This window comes from Paenibacillus sp. Mc5Re-14 (assembly GCF_001049835.1).
Taxonomy (GTDB): domain Bacteria; phylum Bacillota; class Bacilli; order Paenibacillales; family Paenibacillaceae; genus Paenibacillus; species Paenibacillus polymyxa_C.
Genome location: NZ_CVPD01000001.1, coordinates 5,293,642 through 5,317,265 on the forward strand (window position 1 = coordinate 5,293,642; position 23,624 = coordinate 5,317,265).

At 44.6% G+C, this 23,624-nt stretch carries 21 protein-coding genes; 17 read left to right on the forward strand and 4 right to left on the reverse strand.

The features are described from left to right. Positions 1 to 104: 104 nt before the first annotated feature. Together BN1546_RS23990 and BN1546_RS23995 are read right to left on the reverse strand one after the other, a co-directional pair. Positions 105 to 2,066 carry an endonuclease MutS2 gene (locus BN1546_RS23990; protein WP_058830860.1) on the reverse strand — a complete coding sequence of 654 codons (1,962 nt, stop codon included), beginning with the start codon at positions 2,064 to 2,066 and terminating at the stop codon, positions 105 to 107. Between the two features lie 719 nt (positions 2,067 to 2,785). After that, positions 2,786 to 4,000, reverse strand: coding sequence for an MFS transporter (locus tag BN1546_RS23995; protein WP_090738977.1), 1,215 nt, complete (start codon positions 3,998 to 4,000; stop codon positions 2,786 to 2,788). Between the two features lie 396 nt (positions 4,001 to 4,396). On the opposite strand from BN1546_RS23995, the gene BN1546_RS24000 reads away from it, so the two are divergent. Beyond that, on the forward strand, positions 4,397 to 5,500 hold the full coding sequence (locus tag BN1546_RS24000) for a DUF3900 domain-containing protein (RefSeq protein ID WP_016820767.1): 1,104 nt from the start codon (positions 4,397 to 4,399) through the stop codon (positions 5,498 to 5,500). Positions 5,501 to 5,619: 119 nt separating this feature from the next. Here BN1546_RS24000 and BN1546_RS24005 read toward each other — a convergent pair whose 3' ends face one another. After that, positions 5,620 to 6,549 (reverse strand): L-lactate dehydrogenase, encoded by a 930-nt coding sequence (locus BN1546_RS24005; protein WP_058830858.1) that lies wholly within the window; start codon positions 6,547 to 6,549, stop codon positions 5,620 to 5,622. A gap of 232 nt (positions 6,550 to 6,781) precedes the next feature. Here BN1546_RS24005 and BN1546_RS24010 point away from each other — a divergent pair, with 232 nt between their 5' ends. The 11 genes from BN1546_RS24010 to BN1546_RS24060 all read left to right on the forward strand — a co-directional run bounded on the left by BN1546_RS24010 (position 6,782) and on the right by BN1546_RS24060 (position 17,182). Next, on the forward strand, positions 6,782 to 8,173 hold the full coding sequence (locus tag BN1546_RS24010; protein ID WP_025678942.1) for an amino acid permease: 1,392 nt from the start codon (positions 6,782 to 6,784) through the stop codon (positions 8,171 to 8,173). Between the two features lie 165 nt (positions 8,174 to 8,338). Continuing rightward, the gene (locus BN1546_RS24015; RefSeq protein WP_058830857.1) at positions 8,339 to 9,589 is read left to right on the forward strand and encodes a WD40/YVTN/BNR-like repeat-containing protein; all 1,251 of its coding nucleotides are present in this window, start codon (positions 8,339 to 8,341) and stop codon (positions 9,587 to 9,589) included. A 152-nt stretch (positions 9,590 to 9,741) separates the two neighbouring features. After that, positions 9,742 to 9,924 carry a hypothetical protein gene (locus BN1546_RS24020; RefSeq protein ID WP_013371387.1) on the forward strand — a complete coding sequence of 61 codons (183 nt, stop codon included), beginning with the start codon at positions 9,742 to 9,744 and terminating at the stop codon, positions 9,922 to 9,924. Positions 9,925 to 10,112: 188 nt separating this feature from the next. Then, positions 10,113 to 10,508, forward strand: a complete 396-nt coding sequence (locus BN1546_RS24025) for a DUF2500 domain-containing protein (protein ID WP_013371386.1) — start codon at positions 10,113 to 10,115, stop codon at positions 10,506 to 10,508. A 134-nt stretch (positions 10,509 to 10,642) separates the two neighbouring features. Next, a complete protein-coding gene (locus BN1546_RS24030) occupies positions 10,643 to 11,392 on the forward strand; it encodes an SDR family NAD(P)-dependent oxidoreductase (RefSeq protein ID WP_090738978.1) in 750 nt (249 codons plus the stop codon). A gap of 119 nt (positions 11,393 to 11,511) precedes the next feature. Then, a complete protein-coding gene (locus tag BN1546_RS24035) occupies positions 11,512 to 11,934 on the forward strand; it encodes a cell wall hydrolase (protein ID WP_040103644.1) in 423 nt (140 codons plus the stop codon). 62 nt (positions 11,935 to 11,996) lie between these two features. Continuing rightward, positions 11,997 to 12,470 (forward strand): spore coat protein GerQ, encoded by a 474-nt coding sequence (gene gerQ, locus BN1546_RS24040; protein ID WP_090738979.1) that lies wholly within the window; start codon positions 11,997 to 11,999, stop codon positions 12,468 to 12,470. 388 nt (positions 12,471 to 12,858) lie between these two features. Then, positions 12,859 to 14,160 (forward strand): hemolysin family protein, encoded by a 1,302-nt coding sequence (locus tag BN1546_RS24045; RefSeq protein WP_013371381.1) that lies wholly within the window; start codon positions 12,859 to 12,861, stop codon positions 14,158 to 14,160. Positions 14,161 to 14,360: 200 nt separating this feature from the next. Beyond that, the gene (bioB, locus tag BN1546_RS24050; protein WP_040103646.1) at positions 14,361 to 15,383 is read left to right on the forward strand and encodes a biotin synthase BioB; all 1,023 of its coding nucleotides are present in this window, start codon (positions 14,361 to 14,363) and stop codon (positions 15,381 to 15,383) included. 36 nt (positions 15,384 to 15,419) lie between these two features. Then, entirely contained in the window at positions 15,420 to 16,532 is a 1,113-nt protein-coding gene (locus BN1546_RS24055) for a glycerol dehydrogenase (RefSeq protein ID WP_090738980.1), read from the forward strand. A 158-nt stretch (positions 16,533 to 16,690) separates the two neighbouring features. Next, entirely contained in the window at positions 16,691 to 17,182 is a 492-nt protein-coding gene (locus BN1546_RS24060) for a hypothetical protein (RefSeq protein ID WP_025678931.1), read from the forward strand. 75 nt (positions 17,183 to 17,257) lie between these two features. Here BN1546_RS24060 and BN1546_RS24065 read toward each other — a convergent pair whose 3' ends face one another. Beyond that, positions 17,258 to 18,490: an aminopeptidase gene (locus BN1546_RS24065; RefSeq protein ID WP_040103648.1), complete on the reverse strand. Its 1,233-nt coding sequence runs from the start codon at positions 18,488 to 18,490 to the stop codon at positions 17,258 to 17,260. A gap of 163 nt (positions 18,491 to 18,653) precedes the next feature. Between BN1546_RS24065 and BN1546_RS24070 the strand changes: the two genes are divergently transcribed. From BN1546_RS24070 to BN1546_RS24090, 5 genes are all read left to right on the forward strand, one after another. Continuing rightward, entirely contained in the window at positions 18,654 to 18,950 is a 297-nt protein-coding gene (locus BN1546_RS24070; protein WP_013371376.1) for a hypothetical protein, read from the forward strand. Between the two features lie 126 nt (positions 18,951 to 19,076). After that, positions 19,077 to 19,880: an MBL fold metallo-hydrolase gene (locus BN1546_RS24075; RefSeq protein WP_090738981.1), complete on the forward strand. Its 804-nt coding sequence runs from the start codon at positions 19,077 to 19,079 to the stop codon at positions 19,878 to 19,880. A 135-nt stretch (positions 19,881 to 20,015) separates the two neighbouring features. Then, positions 20,016 to 21,035 carry an aldose 1-epimerase gene (locus tag BN1546_RS24080; RefSeq protein WP_025678930.1) on the forward strand — a complete coding sequence of 340 codons (1,020 nt, stop codon included), beginning with the start codon at positions 20,016 to 20,018 and terminating at the stop codon, positions 21,033 to 21,035. 153 nt (positions 21,036 to 21,188) lie between these two features. After that, on the forward strand, positions 21,189 to 21,899 hold the full coding sequence (locus tag BN1546_RS24085; RefSeq protein ID WP_013371373.1) for a FadR/GntR family transcriptional regulator: 711 nt from the start codon (positions 21,189 to 21,191) through the stop codon (positions 21,897 to 21,899). 99 nt (positions 21,900 to 21,998) lie between these two features. After that, positions 21,999 to 23,543 (forward strand): 2-isopropylmalate synthase, encoded by a 1,545-nt coding sequence (locus BN1546_RS24090; RefSeq protein WP_013371372.1) that lies wholly within the window; start codon positions 21,999 to 22,001, stop codon positions 23,541 to 23,543. The last annotated feature ends 81 nt before the right edge of the window (positions 23,544 to 23,624 follow it).

Genomic DNA, 23,624 nt, shown 5'->3' on the forward strand with positions numbered 1-23,624 from the left:
TGCTCTTTTGTATTCACCTAGTTTACATAATATATATTATGTTTATCTGGTGCGTATAACATTCCGAAGCAACTTATTTTTCAATGAAGAATATGCACGTACGCTTACTTTTCATTTTCCGGAGGTGATTCAATGATTAGCCCCTGAACATGCTTGCGCGCTAGAAGCTTTCGTTTTTTTCGATTTTCCTTTGTTTCTAAAACAATATCCAAATCATAATCGTCTGGATACAATTCTGTTGCTGCGATGTGAAGAACGAGCCTCTTTTTGTTTATGATCAGCTTTTGTCCTTGAATCAAAACTCCAACATTGCCTCGTTCATCTTCCGTTTTGCAAACAATACCAGTTCGATCTAGGTAGCCGACATAAACACTATCTCCAAGAGCAAACGACCTGGTTATGAGTGGGTTCTCTTGTTTTTCCTGTTTTGCGACTGTACGGTCTGTAGATGCTTTTTTAGAGGCAGGTTTACATACATCCTCAGGCCTTTTATCGTCAAAAGAAGGGGGAAGAACCAAAGACTTCTGTGTATTCTGAGACGTTCTTCCAGCAGAAATGGCCTCCGAACGTTCGATAATGCGAGTCCACATGCCTAGCTTCAAAGCAATTGCATATGCATAGCTTTCCCCAGCCTCACCGATGCGAAGTCGGTACAAGGGTTGCAACGTTTCGGTATCAAACTCCATACGAGCATTTTGAAATCCAGGTGTGTTTTCAGCAAAATGCTTGATTTCGCTAAAGTGGGTGGTAGCCACTACTGTCGCCCGTCGACGATGAAATTCTTCCAGCAGTGCGATAGATAGACCTACGCCTTCTCCCGGATCGGTACCAGAAGCCATTTCATCGATCAGGATCAGAGTAGAGCTGCCTGCCGTTTCCAAAATGCCAATCATGTTGCGAATATGTGCAGAAAAGGTGCTCAAAGCATGTTCAATACTTTGGCCATCCCCGATGTCTACCACAATGTCCTCGAATACAGCCATGCGGCTGCCTTGCAAAACAGGTACCAGCAGGCCGGATTGCACCATGAGTGTTAACAGACCGACGCTTTTGAGAGCCATCGTTTTTCCGCCTGTATTCGGTCCGGTAATAATAAGCGAGGAATAACCCTCACCAATTGAGAAATCAAGCGGCACCATAGTATTCGCCATCAATGGGTGACGTGCACCATGGATATCTATAATCCCCTCATCGTTAAGCTCGACAGAAACAGCATCCAGGGTCATGGCGTATTTAGCTTTAGCCAATAAAAAATCCAGTATGCCTACCGTCTCTGTATTAATGCTTAGTTCCCGGTTGTATGACTCAGCCATTGCGGTCAGATCTCCCAGCACTTTCATTTCCTCTTTTGATTCCTCTGCCATGTTTGCGCTTTGTTCGAATTGTAGATTTACGATCTCTGCAGGTTCAACATAGACCGTTTGACCGCTTCCCGATTCATCCAGTACATTGCCTTTCACCTGTTTGCGGAATTCCTTTTTGATCGGAAGTACATAACGGCCATTGCGCTGACTGATCATATTTTCTTGCATGATGGATCGATGACGGCTGGTGAGAGAGTCTAATTTCCTCTTGATACGTTCTTCAGTAACTGCAATTTTTTTGCGAATTTTAGCTAGCTCTTTACTGGCGTTATCCGTCACTCGACCCGAATAAATGCATCTCTCGATTTCGGATAGGAGTGACTCCATACCATACATGGAAGAGGCATAAGCACTGACGGTTGGAGCTGCATCCGCCTTGGCATGCATATATTTCATCAGCTGCATGCAGCTTCTGATGAATTGGGCCAAATGAGAAAAATCACGCTCGCTGAACATATAGCCGGTTCCCAAGAGGTGCAGAATGTGCTCCATTCCTTCCAATGAAGGAACGGGTACGCTAGCTCCGTGGCGAATGAGTTGTAAAGCTTCGCTCGTTTCGTTAAGACGAATTTTGATTGTACGGATATCTGTAATTGGTTGCATGGAAGCGGCATGATGCTTACCCAGGTACGAAAAGGCACATTCAGATACTCTTGTTTTAATCTGATCATATTCCAAACGCAGCATTGTAGTTTCGTTCATGAATAAATCTCTCCTTTAGTTGTGTATTGACAGGATTTTTTCAAAACTTTTCTGGAAAACAAAAAAAGGGCGGGGAATGAACAAAACGTTCATTCTCCGCCCTTTAAGGAAGAGGGAATGTATCATCAAATAAGCCTATAATCCAGCATGTGAACTCACCAATTCTGCGTTTTAAACCACAGGCCAACCAACATATCAGTTAATTGGCTTATGAATAGAAAAACGTGTAAAAAGAGTTCACAAAGCTGGAAACAAAAAAACCGTGCTGAACACAGCACGGAATAAGGCCTAAATGAAAATAATCCCTAAGGCGATTTATGATATCCGCATGTTCTTAACTAATACCAGGGTGAAAACTCAGCAACAAACAAACCTGTCCCTGAAGGGTACAAGCGCCTGATGGTTTTCCCTGAATATGCAATTGCTTAGTTAAGAACGTTCACCGACATTAAAATCTCTCCCTTAATTGAAGATATATCCACAATATACAATCAGACAGGTATGGAAGTCAAGGCTGACTTCACAATTTGATGAAAAAGTGATCATGAGGACAAGGAGTTAACGAAATATATATTATGTTAACTGATTTCGATTAAATGATTTATGAAAATGATCCCACTCCAGCAGGAATACAGCATCCATATGAAACAGAGTACTAACATTAAGAAACCGCCCTAGTAGCTGGCATATCATATCTCCCAGGGCGGTTTCTTGTGCTCTTATTTAGAATCAACGGATGTGACAGCTTGTACAGGCGGTCTGTCACGAAGCAGCGGTAACAACAACATCGATCCGACTAAAAATAAGCCGGCGCTCACGATATATACGGTGTACAGGGAGGATTCGCGTTTGAGTGTACCGCCGATGCTCATACCGACGACCATCATCCCGGAAAACAGGGGAGAGAGGGCACCACCGACTCGGCCGATAAAAGCAGCTTCGGAATTTTTCATCATCATCGTGTTGATACCGATATGAATGCAAGGATAAAATAGACCGCTGAGTACTTGTAATGCCATTGTCAGCACAATATTGTGCGACCATCCGACTCCAAAGGTTGTCAGTGTGCTGACCAGAAGTCCAGTCGCCAACAGCAATTGCGGCTGAACTTTTTTGGCAATCCCCATAATCAGACCGCCGCCCAACAGCATAGCCGCTCCGTTCGCCATTAACGGCCATTGTAAAAATTCCTTGTCTTGTCCGAGGTTCTCGATAGCGACAAAAACCATTAATGGTTGAATAAGTCCGACCGCCAGCCCAATTATGGTAAATGTTCCTCCAAGCGTGCGAAGTGTACGGTTATTCCATACATAATGTATTCCTTCTTTAAGCTCTTCAATAAAATGAGTTGGTCGATCTATCTCAATTGCTTGTTCATCTTGTGGGATACGAGTCAGAACAAGCGCAGAGATGAGAAACAACATTCCTGTTATAGACAATGAAGAGAAAATACCAAAGTGTTGATAAATAAATGTACCGACGACAGGACCGATAACCATAAATAATGCCATGAGAGACTGAAAAAGAGCCATCACTCCCTGAAGCTGTTCTGGTGCTACATGCTGCTTTAATATCTTCATCGCAGATGGCTGAGAAAATTGAGATAGAATGGCCGAGAAGAAAGTGGATAGCAAGAGCACCTGCCATGACCCGTACCACAATGCGAGCAACACGATAAAAATAGATGCAGCCGACAGCAGATCGCAACTAACCATTGTCCGTTTAGGCGGCCAACGATCCGCAAACGTACCTCCAATGATGGCAAACAGAAAGATAGGCGCAAATTCAGCAACCGAAATGAGCGATACGTATACGGGATCATTATGGGTCAGATCTGTTACATACAACAGTATGGCAAAGTTCCGCACCCAGATGCCCAAATTTAGCAACGCATTGGAGGCGATAATAGTTCTTATATATGGATTTTTAAACAACAACAAACTCTCCTTTCCAGTTTTCAGGGGGTAAAACCCTCAAGCTCTGTATTTTTGTATTTTTATAAACAAAACTAATATTTGTCTATATAACAATAGATAATATAATAAATATACTGCTATTTAGTCAAATGTTTTTTATGATTATGAATGAAGTAGAGCAGGAAAAAGGAAGTGATCAATCATGCTAAAGAATGCGGATTAGAATAGAAGGGAATGAGTCACTACATATTTATAAATTGGAAATTATGCTCAAATAAAATAGATGAACATAATTAATATTATGTTAACTAATAAGCGCATCTTTATCTATCAGAATCTGAATCCGATGTACCTTTTAAAATCATAGTGATATAATTACGCGTACATGCCTGAAAAGGAGCGTATAGAACGTAAATGAACTTTCAAGTGGACTTTTTATCTTTTTTTGTGATTCAGGTAGACGGAAAAGAAGGACAAGGCGGTAAGTCCTACAAGCATTATGCTACAATGGATGACTATGATTACGACGAGAGTGATGTCAAAAAATTTCTGGACGGGGAATTTGCTCGTATTAGCAAGCGAAAGGTTGAAAAAAATCCCAGCACAGAGCAGGCACCGACCAAAATCGGCCGCTTTATCGTCGAACCGGAACATGAACTGAGCAGTAATCCGAATTTCAATATGTTCGCCCGACTACGTGCAGCAGAGGATAAGGAAGATTTTAAAAATGCATGTGATGATCTGGTGCGGATGTATTTGGATACAAGCGCGGTACGAGGTGGAGCACTGATCATTGTACAGGCTACATTAAATACCCACTCTGACGACCCGTTTATTTTTGTGCTCAAATGTGATTTTGAACCTAAAATTGCACGGATTACTGAGAGTAGCCTGGTAAGTGAGGTCGAAATGGCGATTTCAGCCCGTAATATGAAATCCATCATGTATCCTTACATGCTGGAGGAGGGTATGAACGATGAATGGGAGCTTAAAATACATCAGTCCTCGCATGCACGGTATTTTGAAGACTTTTTGAAATTCGTCACTTATGAGCAATCCATGCCGGAAATCGTTAATGAGCATGTCATGGGCTTTGTTCAGAACTATGTAGAAACCAAATGGCCGGATGCATCTAATGAGGAAAGACAGCAGGAAGAGCGCGATCTGGAACTATGGGCAGCCAGCGAAAAACGGGATTTGCAAGGGAAGTGGGAACCCCTTCAGGTCGTAGAGGCTGCGCAGCATATTGTCGAGCTAAAACCGGAAATTGAAGTTCGCTTCAAACTGGATGATACGGCTGTACGTGGGTTGCTATCCGACTTTGGTGCCAAGCTGCATATCACAAAACTTCATGATAGATATGCACTTATTATAGAAGGTGACGCATTTACGTTTGAAAAGGGATTTTCACCGATTGAACTGCTGCAACCTGAATCCTTTGAAACAGTGGCTGAGCGGCTGAAAGAGAAACGGCAACACGAAAATGAGGGTATGGATGGCGATACACCACCTTGGTAATTTGGAACGCATAGCAGGGCAAGAAACTGTATTATATTAAATAAAAACGGGCCTCACAACGGATGTATCTGCTGTGGAGGCCCGTTTTTATTTAGCTTTTATGTTCCTAACTTACTGAATTACATATGCACTTTACTAATTTGATCTCTCAGCTTGTCCGCAGATTGAACCAACCTTACACGTTCCTCGTCATTGAGCGGAAGATCCAAAATTTCACGTACTCCATTGTGATCCACGATACTTGGTACACCTAAATAAACGTCAGATACACCGTTATAATCTTCCAGCAGGGTGGACACATTAAGTACCGACCCCTCGTCTCCGAGAATAGCGGCTACGATCCGATCGAGAGCCAGTCCGATGGCATAGGATGTTGCGCCTTTGGCATCTATAATTTCATAGGCAGCATTTTTGGTATTTTCAAAAATTTCATTTTTCGTCTCTTCGTCCAGTTCCAGAGGTGTTCCAGCAACGTTAGCTGTGCTCCATACAGGTAATTCGGAGTCACCGTGTTCACCAATAATATGGGCGTGGATGCTTCGTGGGTCGATACCCTTTTGTTTGCCGATCAGATAGCGGAAGCGTGCGCTGTCCAGCAACGTTCCTGATCCAATGACTCTGCTTGAAGGCCAACCACTGCGTTTCCAAGAGATGTAGGAGAGAATGTCTACTGGATTGGTTGCGATCAGCAAAATGCCATGTGTATTGACCTTGACGATATTATCAATAATACTTTCAAAAATTTCGGCATTACGCTTGAGAAGATCAATACGTGTTTCTCCCGGCTTTTGTGAAGCTCCCGCTGCAACAATGATGATATCTGCATTACGGCAGTCTTCATAATCACCCGCCCATACTTTGACACCGCCGAGAAAAGGAAGCCCATGATTCATATCGAGCATTTCCCCCTTCGCCTTTTTGACGTTGACATCAATAAAGACAAGTTCTTGCATGCGTTGGCGCAGCAGCAGGGTGTAGCCGGTTGTTGTGCCAACCGCTCCCATGCCGACAATAGCCACTCTACTTCGTTTGTAAGGTTTTAAGCTCATAAAATCCTCATCTCCTTCTCGGGTTGTATACCTTTTCATTTTAGGATATTACTTAAAAATTTATCTTTCCAACTTAGTGTACCCTATATACTAACCCACCGCAAAGAAATATGACATTTTTCCTTGACTTCAAAGGCGAGCTCGCTAATAATTAATCGAATGATAAGAACACGCACTAAAGCGTTGCAGCACCGATATTGACGTAAGAAATTATGGAAAGAGGATTAGGAATATGGACTTATTTCGAAAAAAAACAGGACTGCTCTCGCACGAGGAAAGCGGATCTACAGGTCACTTAAAGAGAACAATGGGGCCTTTTGATCTCACCATGCTAGGAGTAGGATGCATCATCGGGACAGGGATTTTTGTTATTACTGGCAAGGCAGCAGCAGAAAATGCAGGTCCCGGCTTGATGCTTTCTTTTGTTATTGCAGGGATTGCCTGCGTATTGGCAGCCTTGTGCTATGCAGAGCTTTCATCTACAGTTCCCGCGGCTGGGAGCGCTTATGCATATAGTTATATTGTTTTTGGAGAAGTTCTGGCCTGGGTACTGGGTTGGGACTTGATTCTGGAATATGGAGTAGCGGCCGCCTCTGTGAGTAGTGGCTGGTCTGCTTACTTTCAAGGCTTGCTGGCCGGATTTGATATACATCTACCGTTAGCTTTAACCGCAGCCTTTGATTCGACCAAGGGGACCATTATTGATCTGCCAGCGGTATGCATCATCATGCTCATCACACTGTTGCTAAGTCTCGGAGCCAAGGAAACGGTCCGATTCAATTTCATTATGGTTTGTGTCAAAGTTGGGGTTGTACTGTTATTCATTGCGATTGGAATCTTTTATGTTAAGCCTGCCAACTGGACACCATTTTTGCCTTATGGATTTTCTGGTGTATTGAGTGCTGCGGCAATCGTATTTTTCGCTTATCTGGGTTTCGATGCTATCTCAACTGCAGCCGAAGAGGTACGCAATCCGCAGCGTAACATGCCCATCGGGATTATCTCTTCTCTAGCGATCTGCACGATATTGTATATTGCCGTTTCAGTTGTGCTAACGGGGATGGTACCTTATACGCAGTTGGGCGTTAGTGATCCGGTTGCGTTTGCTCTCCGCTTTATTCATCAGGATTTCGTAGCTGGATTAATTTCAGTCGGGGCGATTGCAGGGATGACGACCGTTTTACTGGTTCTGTTGTACGGCCAGACACGATTAATCTTTTCCATGTCACGTGATGGCCTTTTACCCGTTTTTTTATCTAAAATAAATACCAAAACCCAAACACCAATTCGAAGTACATGGCTGGTGGGTAGCATTATCGCATTGGCTAGCGGCTTGTTCCCGTTGCATGCACTGACCAATCTGACGAGTATTGGAACTCTGTTCGCTTTTGCTGTAGTGTCGGTCGGGGTCATCGTTCTGCGCAAGACACGCCCGGATTTGAAAAGAGGGTTTACCGTACCATGGGTTCCGTTGCTTCCGCTACTGAGTGCTTTGGTTTGCATCGGTCTGATGCTTCAGCTTCATATCAGCACCTGGATCGGATTTATCGTGTGGCTACTGCTTGGATTACTGATTTATTTCTTCTATGGATATCACAAAAGTTTGTTGAACCATAAATCCTGAACAATATTAGTATAAAAAAAGCCGGTATCCTTCACTTTTGTGAAGGAGCCGGTTTTTTTTTGTCATTACGCGAAAAGTGTCACATAGGGGTGTTTATGGTATAATTCTGTTTCAGATAAGCTTTTGGCACGTGATTACCGCATGCCATCGAGGGAGGATTTTGATATGAAACTGCGCTGGCGTGCGCTCTTGGGAGGAGTAATGCTGTTGACGGGTATTTTGCTAACTGCCTGTTCTGCTGAAACCCCAAAAACTGTAACTAAACCTTCGATTGAGGAACCAGATGACCAGGGACAGACGATAACTATTAATCCGCCGGTGACCCCGAAGGCGGGTGATCCAAACGCCAAATATGTTGTACAAACACGAATCGCGGATTTTCATTTAATCGATAACAATAAAGGGTTGGTTTGGGGAGTTACCCATAATGAGCTGCGCCTTTATGATACCCATGATGGTGGGAAAACATGGAATAATATTTCTCCCTCCGAAAATGTTCAATTTCAAGACAAGCTTGAATATGGCAAGGATATCAGCTTCACAGATTCCCGTCACGGTTGGGTTGTCCGTCAAAATCTGGACCAAACAGCAACGGTCATTCTAAGAACGTCAGATGGAGGACAGAGCTGGGATGTTTCAGCGCTACCAAGCGGAGACCATGTAAGCTCAATTCAATATGTAAATCCAACTACAGGCTGGATCATGGCTTATATAAAACTGAATGAGCAGGATCAACAAAAAATGTTGTATCACACCACCGACGGAGGGGCCACGTGGAATAAAGTTGCACAAAGTTCTGGTATGACATCCAACAAGTCAGGCTCAGGTTTACCCGATCAGGGCAGTGTGGCGGGAATGAGCTTTTCTTCCAACAATCAGGGTTTTGTGGCGATTAATGTGGACAGCAGGGTGAAGTTGTATAAAACTTCGAATCTAGGGAAAACGTGGACTCCGGTCGCTAACAGCATGCAGGGTTGCCCTCAGGCTAAGGCAGAAGCTCAGCAGTCTCTTGAAGGTAACAGTTCTTCATATTGGATTCCGGTTCTCTGCTACGGGGATAACGGTACAAAATATAACGGGCTATTTACGAATAATACAGGAACACAATGGAATGATGTGCCATTGGGTCTGAGTAGCAATAATACTTCTATAACTCCTGGGCGTACCTTTCTAAGCGATAAAGAAGGGTGGGTTATAACCGTAAACGGAATGAGCCGTACAATGGATGGAGGAAAGACGTGGACAAGTCTCAGAGGCAACAAGGTGCTGCCTTCGAAGCTAAAAGACTATCCACGATCAGTCAAGCTGCGTTTTGCTTCTTCATCGGTAGGTTGGCTGCTTTTGGAACGACTAGACGACAAGAAATCACTGCTGTTAAAAACAACGGACGGTGGTGCAAACTGGAGGATTTTATAATCACGATAAAGGTGATTGCCCTGGGATGTCTTCCCAGGGCGTTTTATTTTTAAAAAATTTAAATTTTATACGACAACATGTGAAAAAAATCACAAACTAACAAATGAGCCACTGTTATACTAAACCTGTAAACAACGATAGGAGTGATAATCATGAGAGCGAATCAGGATCATATGTTAACCCAATACTACCTTCAATTTTGCTACACTTGTCAGGATGCCTACGGTTGCACGACTGAAGAGGACTGCAAGCAATGCGCAGAGCGTTACGCCGAGGAAGAAGATCATGAAGTTCTGGATGAAACACAACGTTATCTCCAGCTTGTACATGTGTAAATCGATGAGCTATTCTGATATCGCCATATCTTGAGCCTCCCGGATTATTCCGTGGAGGCTCTTGGCGTTCTTGAGGGTTACTATCAAATTTGGGCAGCAACATACATATACTGTTATAGAAGGCTTGAGGCAGGTCAGGATGCCCGGTGGTTTCCCTGTGGAATGCCTGGCGGAGAGGAGTGCGGTGCATGGGATTTGAGTCATTATGGATGTTCGATTGGCTGGGTACGGTATTGCCCGTATTTTTCGTAGTTGTGTTGGGTATTGTCGTGTTGTCTGCGGGCAGGGAAGTCATGGAATGGAGCCGGAACAAGCGGCAGCCTGTGTTGACGGTGGGTTCCCGCATTACGGCCAGAAGGACACATCTCCAACAGAGGCGCCAGGAGGAACAAGGCACTCGTACCTATACCTTCTATTATGTAACCTTTGAGGTGGAGAGTGGCGACCGGATGGAGTTCAAAGTATCTGGGGAAGAATATGGTCAATGTGCTGAAGGGGATGAGGGACGGCTTACGTTTCAAGGTACAAGGTATATTGGATTTCAGCGTCTTAATCGCTATAGCTTGGAGCAAGTTAAAATGTAGGATTCAGTCAAAAACATTCATGCTCATTTACAGCCTTCTGCTAGGAGTCAGGGTAGGGGGCTGTGAATGTTTCTTGTACGGCACATTTTGGTACATATATACTAAAACAGAGTAGTTCAGAGGAGGAATAAGTCGTGTCATTTGAAGGACAAGTTGTTATTGTAACAGGAGCAGCGCATGGTATCGGGAAAGAGGTCGCTTTTGCCTACGCTGCTCAGGGTGCCAGAGTCGTGTTTGCTGACTGCAATGAGGAAGTGGGCGCCGCAGCTGCTGCAGCAGTCCGGAACGAGGGGCATCAGGCCATTTTTATCCCTTGTGATGTGCGTAAGGAAGAAGATATTGTAGCGCTGATCCGTGCCACGGAAGAAGAATACGGTACAATTCATACATTGATTAACAATGCAGGCGTGTCCAGATGGAAATCTCCATATGAGTTAACCGTAGCAGAATGGGATGACATTTTGAACACAAACGTACGCAGCTGTTTTATTGCAACAAGAGAAGCGGCTAAGGTAATGAAGCGGAACGCAGAAGGGGGCTCAGTGGTTAATATGACCTCTACACGAGCTTTCATGTCAGAGCCGGATACAGAAGCCTACGCGGCATCCAAAGGAGCCATAGCCGCCCTTACACACGCGATGGCCATATCGCTAGGAAAGGATAGGATTCAGGTCAATTGTATTAGTCCAGGATGGATTGAAACCGGGGATTACGAGCAATTGCGTGCTGAAGACCATCAACAGCACCCGGCTGGACGAGTAGGGACCCCTAAAGACATCGCACGAGCCTGTCTGTATTTGACACAACCGGGCAATGATTTTGTAACAGGCACGAATTTGGTGGTCGATGGTGGCATGACGCGTAAGATGGTTTACGAGCCATGATAAAAGCCTAAATAAGTAGTCCCATTCTTGGGGCTATTTTTTTATTTTCTGGACTGTCACTTATTGGGCATTTGTACCATAGGATAGGGTATGTGATTGAGAAGCAAGGAGGGGACGCGGTGGCTGTAATCAAGACCAACTCAGGGGATGTGAGGACCCTCGCCCGGCTGATGCGGGCTGAGGCCGAAGGTGAAGGTGAGATGGGAATGCTCATGGTTGGTAATGTCGGTGTGAACCGAATTTTATCCAATTGCTTGGATTTCCAAGGGATACGCCTCATGAATGACATGGTGTTTCAAAGCCCTGGAGGTTTTGAAGCTACTCAGAAGGGGTATTTTTATCAGAAAGCCCGTGATCGGGACATTCGACTTGCCCAGCGTGTAATTAATGGAGAAAAAATACGTCCGGCATCCAATGCATTATGGTTTTTCAGACCGACTGGTGAATGCCCGGGTACCTGGTATAACCAGACCAATACCGGACGCTTTAAAGCCCACTGCTTTTTTAGCCCGACTGCACAGGACTGTCCTAATGTATATTAGACACCTTTCAGAATGGCTTGAAGAATTAAAGTTAAATTAAAACCATCTTAGGAGGAATTTACATGATTTCACAGCAAGCTTACCGTCCCGTATCTTATGCTTCCGGTAATGGATATCCCGAATGGCCAAGAGGGATGGCTCCAGTCGGAACCATGCAACCTATGCAACCTATGCAACCTATGACTGGCTTTCCACCTCAAGTAAGTAGTGGCAGCCCTATGACACCAACGGGTACAGTGGTGCAGGTTCAGACTCCGCAATACGAGCAATCATACATCGAGAATATTTTACGCTTGAACCTGGGCAAAACGGGAACCTTTTATATGACCTATGAAAATAACCGGGAATGGAATGCTAAAATATTCAAAGGCATTCTAGAAGCAGCAGGTCGGGACCACATTATTATTAGTGATCCGGCGACAGGCAAACGGACCATTCTGCTGATGTTAAACTTGGATTATGCAACTTTTGATGAGCCATTGTTGTACCAATATCCCGGCGTCATCGGGAACCCGGGCGGATCTCCGGTTCGCTGATGCCTTCATATATATGAGTTTACATCCTCTGCCAGACGGCAGGGGATGTATTTTGTTTATATTCTTTCTCAAATATAGTTGCTTTCTTGGTGGTAAGATGCGAAAATGAGAGCTTTCCGACCTAAATGATAGAGGGATTGATTTTTCTGACATTGCTTGTGGTTTGACTGTATAGAGTATAGTTATATAATTAAATATAAGCTGATAAATGATTTAATCATTTTGCGGAATATGGCTTAGGGAAGCCGGAAGGGGTGAATGTGTTGGGAAGTTGACGCTGCTTATGATGTGTTATCGTTCTGTCTATGATGAAACTATCCGAAGGAGGTGCGCCTGTCTGCCGTAATGACGGCTGATGGGGAGCATATTGAGTGACCCTTTACCGAGTATGTTTAACTTATTTATTGTTTTTGCATTAGTATTATTGAATGGATTTTTTGTATCTGCGGAATTTGCCATGGTGAAGGTTAGGGGCAGCCGTATAGAAACCTTGGTGGAGGCGGGCAATAAAAAGGCCGTATACGCCGCCAATATGATACACAATTTGGACGCTTATTTGTCTGCTTGCCAATTGGGTATTACCCTAGCATCGTTGGGACTGGGATGGATCGGAGAGCCGGCCATCGCACATTTGATTGAACCTATATTTACTGCCGCTGGCTTGGGAGCGGTATACGTGCACGGTACTGCCGTGGTCATTGCATTTATTGTCATTACGATTCTGCATATTGTATTGGGTGAATTGGCACCCAAAACGATAGCTATTCGTAAATCTGAGACTATTACGCTGTATTCGGCCATGCTGATGACTTGGTTTTACAAGTTGATGTATCCATTCATATGGGCGTTGAATGGAATGGCGAACAGCCTGCTGCGTTTATTTCGTCTGGAGCCGGTATCCGAATATGATGATTCCGCGCATACGGGGGATGAAATACGCATTCTGATGAAAGAAAGCAATAAGAGCGGACTAATTGATAATACGGAATTGGCGCTTGTTGATAATATATTTGATTTTGCCGACACGACCGCCAGGGAAATCATGATTCCGCGCACGGAGATGATCTGTTTATACAGTAATGAGTCTACAGAAGAAAATCTCGCGATTGCGACGGAAAGCATGAGAACCCGTTATCCAATCTGCGCCGAAGATAAGGACCATATTATCGGCTTTATCCATATTAAAGATCTTCTACGTGCAAACACGCTGGATACCCGTACGATGATTCGCCCGATTCTTGCTGTTCCTGAATCAACGCAAATTAGTGATCTGCTCAAACGCATGCAGCGTAGCAAGACGCAAATTGCAATTTTGATTGATGAATACGGTGGCACATCGGGTATGGTAACGCTGGAAGATATTATGGAAGAAATCGTCGGTGAGATTCAGGATGAGTTCGACCAAGAACGTCCGAGTTGTGAGCAGATTAATGACGAGGAATTTTCCATTGACGGTATGTTATTAATTGATGAAGTGAACGATCGCTTTGGACTGGATCTTGATCATGAGGATTATGATACAGTAGGAGGCTGGCTATACTCACATGTAGAGGTTATTCCTCCACAGCCAGGCCAGTCTGTAGTGTTTGAAGGATGTATGTTCATTGTGGAAGAAGTTGAAAACAAGCGGATTTCACGTATTCGGCTAATTAAACAGCCTATCGTCGTGGAGGAAGCAGGAGTCTCATAATGGAATAAATATGGAAAGCGACCTTCAATGATATGGGGTCGCTTTTTAATTTGCCTTCTTTACATAAAGGATATGAATTGATATGATATTCGTGTTATTGTCAACCTAACTGCATATCAATAGGTTGACAATAGAGCAAATTTCCTTACGCTAAAAATCTCATCTGGTTACATGTTCATTTAAATGAGGGAGGATGAAGTATGAATTTATTCAATAAGGATGTATTCAATAAGGATGTAGATTGGGGCCGATTAGCTGAAAAAGCGATCCATTTCAGCAATCTGACGCTGGAAGAAGGTACGGCGGTACTGGAAGCGGACGATGCAGAAATATTACCGATTATGCAAGCTGCATTTCAGGTGCGGCATCATTTTTACGGAAAAAAAGTAAAGCTCAATATGATCATGAACGCCAAAAGTGGCCTGTGCCCGGAGGATTGTAGTTATTGCTCACAATCCATCGTTTCCACGGCACCTGTCAGCAAGTATAGTATGCTGGACAAGGAATCACTGTTGGCTGGGGCAAGGGAAGCCGTAGCACGAAAAGCAGGGACATATTGCATTGTAGCTTCCGGCAAAGGTCCGACAGATCGGGAGCTGGATCAGGTAATTGATGCTGTACAGGAAATTACTCGTACCATGCCGCTCAAGATTTGCGCTTGCTTGGGGATTCTCAAGGGAGATCAAGCACGGCGATTGGCAGATGCGGGGGTACACCGTTACAATCATAATTTAAATACAAGCAAGGCCAACTATCCCTCGATTACAACCACACATACATATGATCAACGCGTCGAAACTGTGAAAATGGCTCAATCACACGGAATGTCTCCATGCTCTGGCGTTATTATCGGTATGGGGGAGACGAATGAGGAAATCGTTCAAATGGCTTATGCCTTACGAGAGTTGGATGCCGACTCTATTCCGATTAATTTCCTGAACCCAGTCCCCGGAACCCCTTTAGGAGAAGCACAGCGGATCTCGCCGATCCAAGCTTTGAAGGTGTTGGCACTGTTCCGGTTCATCTGTCCATCCAAGGAAATACGCGTTGCAGGCGGAAGGGAGTTAAATCTGCGTTCATTACAACCGCTATCCCTTTATGCAGCAAATTCGATTTTTGTAGGAGATTATTTAACGACAGAAGGCCAAGAAGTTACCGCTGATCATCAAATGATAGAAGATCTTGGCTTTGAAATTGAGATGTGTGCTCTTTCAGCCGTATAATAAAGGTTATACAAACATGGAAGGGAGAGTTGAATGATGAGCGAAAAAGTATTTATTAGTCCAGGTAAATATGTGCAAGGGAAAAATGTGATTGATAAAACAGGTGAATATGTTAAGCCTTTAGGTCATACGGCCTTGGTTATTGCGGACAAGCTGGTTTGGGAGATTGCAGCCGATCGGGTGGTCAAAAGTCTAGAACAGGCTGAGATTACGGTGGTAAAGGTTGAGTTTCAAGGGGAAGCATCCAAAAATGAAGTAAACCGTATTGCTGATGAGGGACGAAGCGGCCAGGTCGATATTGTCATTGGTGTAGGTGGCGGTAAAACGTTGGATACCGCCAAAGCCGTTAATGAGCTACTCGGTTCCTCAGTTGTGATTGTTCCAACGACCGCCTCTACAGACGCACCCACCAGTGCACTATCTGTTTTGTACACCGATGAGGGTGCATTTGATACGTATTCCTTTTTCAGTAAAAATCCAAGCTTAATTCTGGTTGACACGAAAGTCATATCTCAAGCACCGCCTTTGTTCCTCTCCTCAGGCATTGCCGATGCTATGGCAACGTGGATTGAAGCCCGCGCAGTCATTGAAGCTCGTGCTACCACTATGGCTGGTGGTTTGCCAACGTTGGCGGCAGAAGCCATTGCGTCCAAGTGCGAGGAAGTTCTTTTCGATTACGGACTGCAAGCTTATGAATCTGTGAAACGCAAAGTTGTTACACCGGCGCTTGAAGCGGTGGTGGAAGCCAATACGTTGCTAAGTGGTTTGGGTTTTGAAAGCGGTGGCTTGGCAGGCGCACATGCCATTCACAACGGTTTTACCGTACTCGAAGGAGACATTCATCACCTGACGCATGGTCAAAAAGTAGCCTTTGGCACCTTAGTACAGCTTGCCTTGGAAAAAAGACCTTTAACTGAGGTGGAGCGGTATATTGATTTTTACCTAAAACTGGATTTGCCGGTTACGCTGAAAGACATTAAGCTGCAAGAAGCCTCACGAGAGGATTTGTACCGGGTAGCTCAGGCTGCTACCAAAGAAGGCGAAACAGCTCACAATTTACCATTTGCTGTTACAGCGGATGATGTGCTTGATGCAATCTTAGCAGCTGACCAGTATTCAGTTGCCTACAAGGCTAAAATTGGACATTGAAACTAATCCCATACTAATAAAGTAGGTTCAGAGGTCGCTAATAAGCGGCCTTTTTCCATTATTTAACTTGCAGCTTATGGTATGATTTTCATGGTACATAATTAGGAAATCCCGGGAGTATATTTACGGCTCCCCTAAATTTTGAGAGGAGTTTAGCGATGGCAAAGTGGAATGTAGAAGATCAAGGTACTCAATATACTATTGAGTATAAGCGTGGCTTTAACGGTGGAAAAGTCATTGTGAATGGTAGCGAGCAGAAGGTGAAAAGCCAGAACGCATTTTTAAACTTGATTGATTTTCCAATAAGATTAAAGGAGAAAGCTCTGAATGTTGTAGTCATTGGCAACAAAGCAGATTTAGCTGTGAACGGTATATATCTTGGGTCCAATCAACCTTATGTTCCAGTAAGTAAGGCTCCTGGCTGGAGTTGGGCTTTTGTCGTGGTCAGCTTGGTTATAGGGTGGTTATTTGCAGGCGTCTTTGGTCTGTGTTTAGGGATATTAGGTAGTATGTTCTATGTGAAATCATCTTTATCCTTACATCAAACCATTAATCGAAGAGTCGTAAGCTGCTTTATTGTCTTTTTTATCATCAGCATAGTACAAATCGTTTTTGGACTTGCAGCGAACTATTGGATTAATACACTGTGAATATAGGTAACATATCCTAACGGACGAAGCAAGAAGGCTCTCCCGCATGAAGCGGTGGGAGCCTTTTTTGCCGTGTTAGATCGCCCAATTTCCTTTACGGAAGATCGGTTCCTCAGTACCGTCTTCGGTAACGCCGTTGATGTCCATTTCACCTGAACCAATCATAAAGTCGACGTGAGTCAGACTGGAGTTCAGACCGTTGGCAGCCAACTGCTCTTGAGTCATATCTTTACCACCTTTAAGGTTGAATGCATAGGCATTACCGATAGCCAGATGGTTCGAGGCATTTTCATCAAACAATGTATTGTAGAATAAAATATTTTTGTCAGAGATCGGTGACTTGTGAGGCACGAGCGCAACCTCGCCCAGGTAGTGTGAACCTTCGTCCATTTCTACGAGATGCTGGAGAGTCTCCAAGCCGGTTTCGGCCTGTACATCGACAATACGTCCATTTTCAAAGGTCAGTGAGAAGTTGTCGATAATGTTGCCACTGTAGCTGAGTGGCTTGGTGCTGCTGACTTTACCGTTTACTCCCGTTTTAAGTGGAGCAGTAAATACCTCTTCAGTAGGCATGTTGGCTACAAAACTATGTCCCTGTTGGTTGATGCTTTCGGCTGCTACCCACAGATGGTCTTTTGCAAGTTCGATGGTGAGGTCTGTACCTGGAGCCAGATAATGCAGCTTTTTATAGCGTTTGGAGTTTAAAATATCAGCTTTGCTGGAAAGAGTTTTCAAATGCTCATTCCACGCCTCCACAGGGTTGTCCAGATCCACACGTACAGTGCTGAAAATGGCTTCCCACAGTTTATCCATTTGCTCGGAAGCTGGCAGATCAGGGAACACTTTGGCTGCCCATTCTGCTGAAGGATAAGCAATCAGAGACCAGCTGAACTTGTCAGCCATTTGGTATTCACGGTATTGCCGTAATTCATGTGATCGCACACGCTGGGCAGCGGTAATTCTGCTGGACGGAATCCCTTGAAGCAAATCAGGATTCTCGGCAATGACATGGAGTACTGCAGCGCCATTTTCCACTTCTTCAGTCATTTCGGCTGCGTACCATTTGGGAGCAATATTAAAAGTTTCATCAGGAGCTAGTTCATACTGTAATCGGGTAACCGTCTCATCACTCCATTTTACTTTTACCAGCTTGGCTCCGACAGTATACGCTGATTTAACGATAAGTCGTACGAGTTCGGCGGACGAGATTGGCGCATGAACGATAAGTGTCTGCCCAGGTTGGACATTTGCGCCCACTCGAACGGCTAATTCCGCATATTTCTGCAATTTTTGTTGAAAATCTGACATGTAACTTTCCTCCATTTCACGAAAAAGCCTCAAATAAGAATAGGGTAATTCGCACAGTTTTTTTGCAAATTCCACACATAGCTTATATATTGTACAATGTAACGAAAAGGTTCACAAATCAGTTTTGGTACTTTTTAGTGAAAATGAAAGGGCGGTTAAATAAATGACAGAGCAAAATTCTTCTCAGGAATTGAAAGAAGTACATATTCAACAGGCACAAATGACAAGAGATGAGAACGGTGCATATTTAGGTCAAGTGGTATTTGGAGTAGACGGACAGAGTTCTATATATGAAATTACCTTCCACAGTAAAAAGGGAAAGGAGTGGGATTATAGTCTCCATTTTGCTGGAGAGCCGCGCTTGGAGGAAGAAATGCTACAGATGGATAGCTGGATTGAAGAGAATGATGATCTTTTCGACTATTTGCTGGATGCGGCATGGAGTAAATTACCCGAGTAATGTAAACATGGTCTATTTTCGTGACAAGCGGATTATATTTAGCAGTGTCCGCATAATCTGCTGACATGGGGGAAGCCTATAGGTCGAGTATAACAAGAAATTCCATGTGAATAGGAGGGTGAAGCTTTGGCAAATCATCTGTTCACCGAAGGAATGACGGCAAATGAAGAGGCTGCTCCCGATCTCCTGAGCTTACGGACGCTGTTTGTAAATGTGTGTTTTATCGGAGAGCCGGGAAGCCGATCCTGGGTGCTGGTGGATACGGGGATGGCAGGATTCACAGACTCGATTATACGCCTGGCTGAGGAACGGTTTACGGGTCCTCCGGTTGCTATTGTGCTTACTCACGGTCATTTTGACCACGTAGGTTCGGTTATTGAGTTGGTACAGCATTGGGGTACGCCTGTCTATGCACACCCTTTGGAACTACCTTATTTGACGGGAATGAAAGATTATCAAAAACCTGACCCTAGTGTGGGGGGAGGTTTGATGTCGGGAATTTCCTTTTTGTACCCCAATGATGCTATAGATCTCGATGATCGCATCACCTCCTTGCCCAGAGATGGCAGTATCCCCGGCGCCCCTGGTTGGAAGTGGCTGCATACACCAGGACATACACCTGGTCATGTATCGCTTTTTCATGAGCAGAGACGCTTAATGGTGGCTGGTGACGCTTTTATCACGGTAAAGCAGGAATCGGCATTGGCTGTGCTTTTACAGGAAAAAGAAATCCACGGACCGCCTGCATATTTTACAACAGATTGGCAAGCTGCACAGCGGTCAGTGAAAATGTTAGCTGGTTTAAAGCCCGCAATTGCAGTTACAGGGCATGGACATTTCATGCAAGGTACCGAGCTGACCGATCAGTTGGAACGGCTGGCTGGGAATTTTGAACACATGGCAGTACCCAAACAGGGACGCTATGTGTAATATGTGTGAAGGACGATGCCTTGCGGGGCATCGTTTTTTGTGTTGACGTGGAATTTTTTTGCTGGACATGGTATAGTCAAGCCAAAAGCTAAACGCTTTCATTAAACATCGTCATTTCATCAAGGAGGATTTTTGATGACACAACAGCATACTGCAATTGGTGATCTTTATTATGGAATACCGGCGATTCGTCTTAAATTTGGACGATATGAAGCGGTTGCCCTGCCAGGAAACGGCGCAAATCTGATTTCTTTTCGTGACAATGAGACGGGATATTCTTTTCTACGTGAGCCGGATGCTGAGAGCATAGAGGCTTTTAAGCAAAGCCCATCCGTTTACGGAATTCCTTTTTTGTTCCCTCCGAATCGGTATGAGGATGGAAAATTCCTGTGGAATGGTGTTACATATGAGCTGCCAATTAATGAAGAGGCTACCCATAACCATTTGCACGGCTTTTTACACACCGTTCGGTGGGAGGTTGAGGACTACGGTTCCGGGGAGCAAGGTAGTTATGTAGTAATGAATCAGCATGTAAGGGAAGGGCATCCTATGTTCCGTTATTTACCCTTCACCTTTACAATGAAGCTGACGTACAGCCTGGACGAATTCGGCCTGCATCAGCGTTATGTGATTCATAACGAGGGGGATCAGCCGATTCCCAACTTGTTTGCCTTTCACACAGCCATTCGGGTACCGTTTGTACCTGATAGCTCGCCTGAGGATTACAAGATTAAGGTTACGATCGGTGAGCGGCGTGAGCTGACAGATCGATTGTTGGCCACTGGGCAGTTCCAACCGTTATCCCCGGAAGAGGAATTGATGAAGACAACAGGAGTTAGCCCTTATTTTGCCTCTATGGATAATCATTATACGGCGGCTCCGCAAAATGGACGTAACTACATGGAACTCACACACAGTAAGACAGGTGCTACCCTTGTATACGATGTAGGCACTGCTTATAAGCATTGGATGATCTGGAACAACAAAGCGAACAAGGAATTTATCTGTCCTGAACCGCAAATGAACATGATCAATGCGCCGAATCGACCAGACTTGCCTGCGGAAGACATCGGGTTAATTGCACTGGCTCCGGGGCATATTTTTGAAACAACCAGCCGTCTGTATTGTGTTACTCCGAATAAAACGAAATCTTAATATGTTCTCTATCCTCATAAGCTTGCATCGTGATGAACGGTGCAAGCTTTTTCGGTTGGTAAGGTCTTATATAAAAGATAATGGGGAAGGAAGGTGAAATAGGTTGCAGAAAAGCAATGTGTCATAGTATGATACGAAACAGGAGATGATCAGATGAATTATGAAATGGTGCCTTTTCAAGCCGTCAAACGCAAGCAAATTGCCGATGAAGTGGCTGAGCAGCTGCAACGAAAAATTGCTGCTGGTGAATGGAATGTGGGCACTAGGATTCCAACGGAACCCGAGCTTATGAAGCTATTTGGAGTCGGGCGATCTACAGTTCGTGAGGCGGTTAGCGTACTGGTGCATGCCGGTCTATTAGAGAAAAAGCAAGGACACGGAACCTTTGTCTGCCAACCAACGACTTCTCAAGAACCATTGGATTACCGACTAAGTCGCGCTGAAATTATTGAAGTTTATGAAGTGCGGAGCGTTCTGGAACTGGAGATTGCCAGATTAGCTGCGTTACGTCGTAATGACCAAGATTTACGCTTGATGCGGGAGGCGCTGGACCGTCGAGCTGCGACATTGGCCGCTGGAGATATGAATGGGTACTTGGATGCGGATATCACTTTTCACTTGGCTGTTGCAGCAGCTACAGGCAATAAGGTGCTTACGGACGTCTACCGCAGCTTTGTAGAGGCTATTCGCAAGGCGCTGAGCAATCTGATTACCGATCCAGCAATGCAAAATCATTTTACACTTCAACATGAAAAAATTTATGAAGCGATCTTGGAGCAGGATGGCAAAGCTGCAGAACTGTATAGTATTCAGCATTTGGACGGCACCAAGCTGGAGCTGCAAAAGCATATGGGAAGTTCTTAATTTTTTTAATCTTAAACATCAGATGATCAGATGAATAAAATGATGTTTAAACCTTCTACTTTGAGCATCTCCTAAAATCAAACCAAAGGTGGTATCTGTATGCGAAAAATATGGGTGTTGGACACAACGTTAAGAGATGGAGAACAATCACCAGGAGTTAGCTTAACCAGCACAGAAAAGGTGGAAATAGCTCTTCAGCTTCAAAAATTAGGCGTAGATCGGATTGAGACTGGCTTTCCGGCAACCTCACCTGGTGAGATCGTCAGCATGCAGAAAATTGCCAAACAGGTCACCCAAGCAACACTGGTTGGTTTTGCACGCTCGAAAGAGCAGGATATAGATGCGGTCAGAGAAGCTCTACGGGGCGCGGAGGACGCTTGTCTTCACTTGTTCCTAGCTACCTCACCTATTCATCGCCAGCATAAGCTGCGAATGGATAAAGCGAAGGTATTAGAGACCGCTGCCGCTGCCATTCGTTATGGACGCAAGTATTTTAGCAAGATAGAATTTTCGGCAGAGGATGCCAGTCGTACCGAGTTGGACTTTATTTGTGAAGTTGTAGATATGGCAATTCGCGCTGGGGCGACAGTCGTCAATTTGCCGGATACGGTGGGATATGCCTCGCCAGATCAATTTGGAGAAATGTTTAGAATCGTAAAACAACAAGTACCAGGTATCGAAAAAATACAGCTTAGCACACACTGTCATGATGATCTTGGCATGGCAACAGCCAATACGCTGGCAGCTATCCGTAACGGTGTAGATCAATTTGAAGGTACCATTAATGGCATCGGTGAGCGAGCCGGAAATACACCTATCGAGGAGGTCGCATTGGCCCTTGATACGAGAACCGATCTCTATGGTGCACAAACGAGTCTGATTTTGAAGGAGCTGTATGCCACCAGTCGACTGGTAAGCAAACGTACGGGGATGTCGGTACCAGGAAACAAGGCTATTGTGGGGGCCAATGCATTTGCACATGAGTCCGGTATCCACCAGGACGGAATGCTGAAGGAGCGTACAACGTATGAGATCGTGTCCCCTGAGCGCATTGGTCTGAAGACGAGTAAACTTGTATTAGGCAAGCATTCGGGACGTCATGCGTTTAAGGAAAAGCTGGCGGACATGGGCTTTGATGTTTTGACAGAGGAACAGCTTCAGGATGCGTTCCGCAAATTCAAAGCCTTGGCGGATAAGAAAAAACAGGTGCTGGATGAAGATTTACTCGTCTTGATGGATGAAAGCCGCAATGCCTCGCCTCAAATTTACACGCTAAGTTCCATTCAGGTTTCCTATGGTAATCAGTCGGTCCCAGTCGCCTCCATACGGCTGAATAAGCAAGATGGTACATCGATTGATGAAGTAGCGATGGGTAATGGTTCTGTAGATGCGATTTTCAATGCGATAGACAAGGCCAGTGGGGAAGTGGTGGAATTGGAGGATTACTCCATCCAGTCTGTAACGTACGGCAAAGATGCGTTGGGGGAAGTCCACGCTATTTTGAGGCAAGGTGAATACACAGCACTGGGAAGAGGTACAAGTACAGATATTTTGGAAGCTAGCGCTAAAGCTTATATTGACGCGTTAAACAAGCTACTGGGCAGAAAAGAAGTTCATGCCAAAAGCAACATCACGATTAGCTGAGGCTGGTAATCAAGCTCATAGCTGAATTTTTCTTCTGTCTCTCCTCTGACCCTATTGTAAAAAAAGCGCTTGCAAAATATA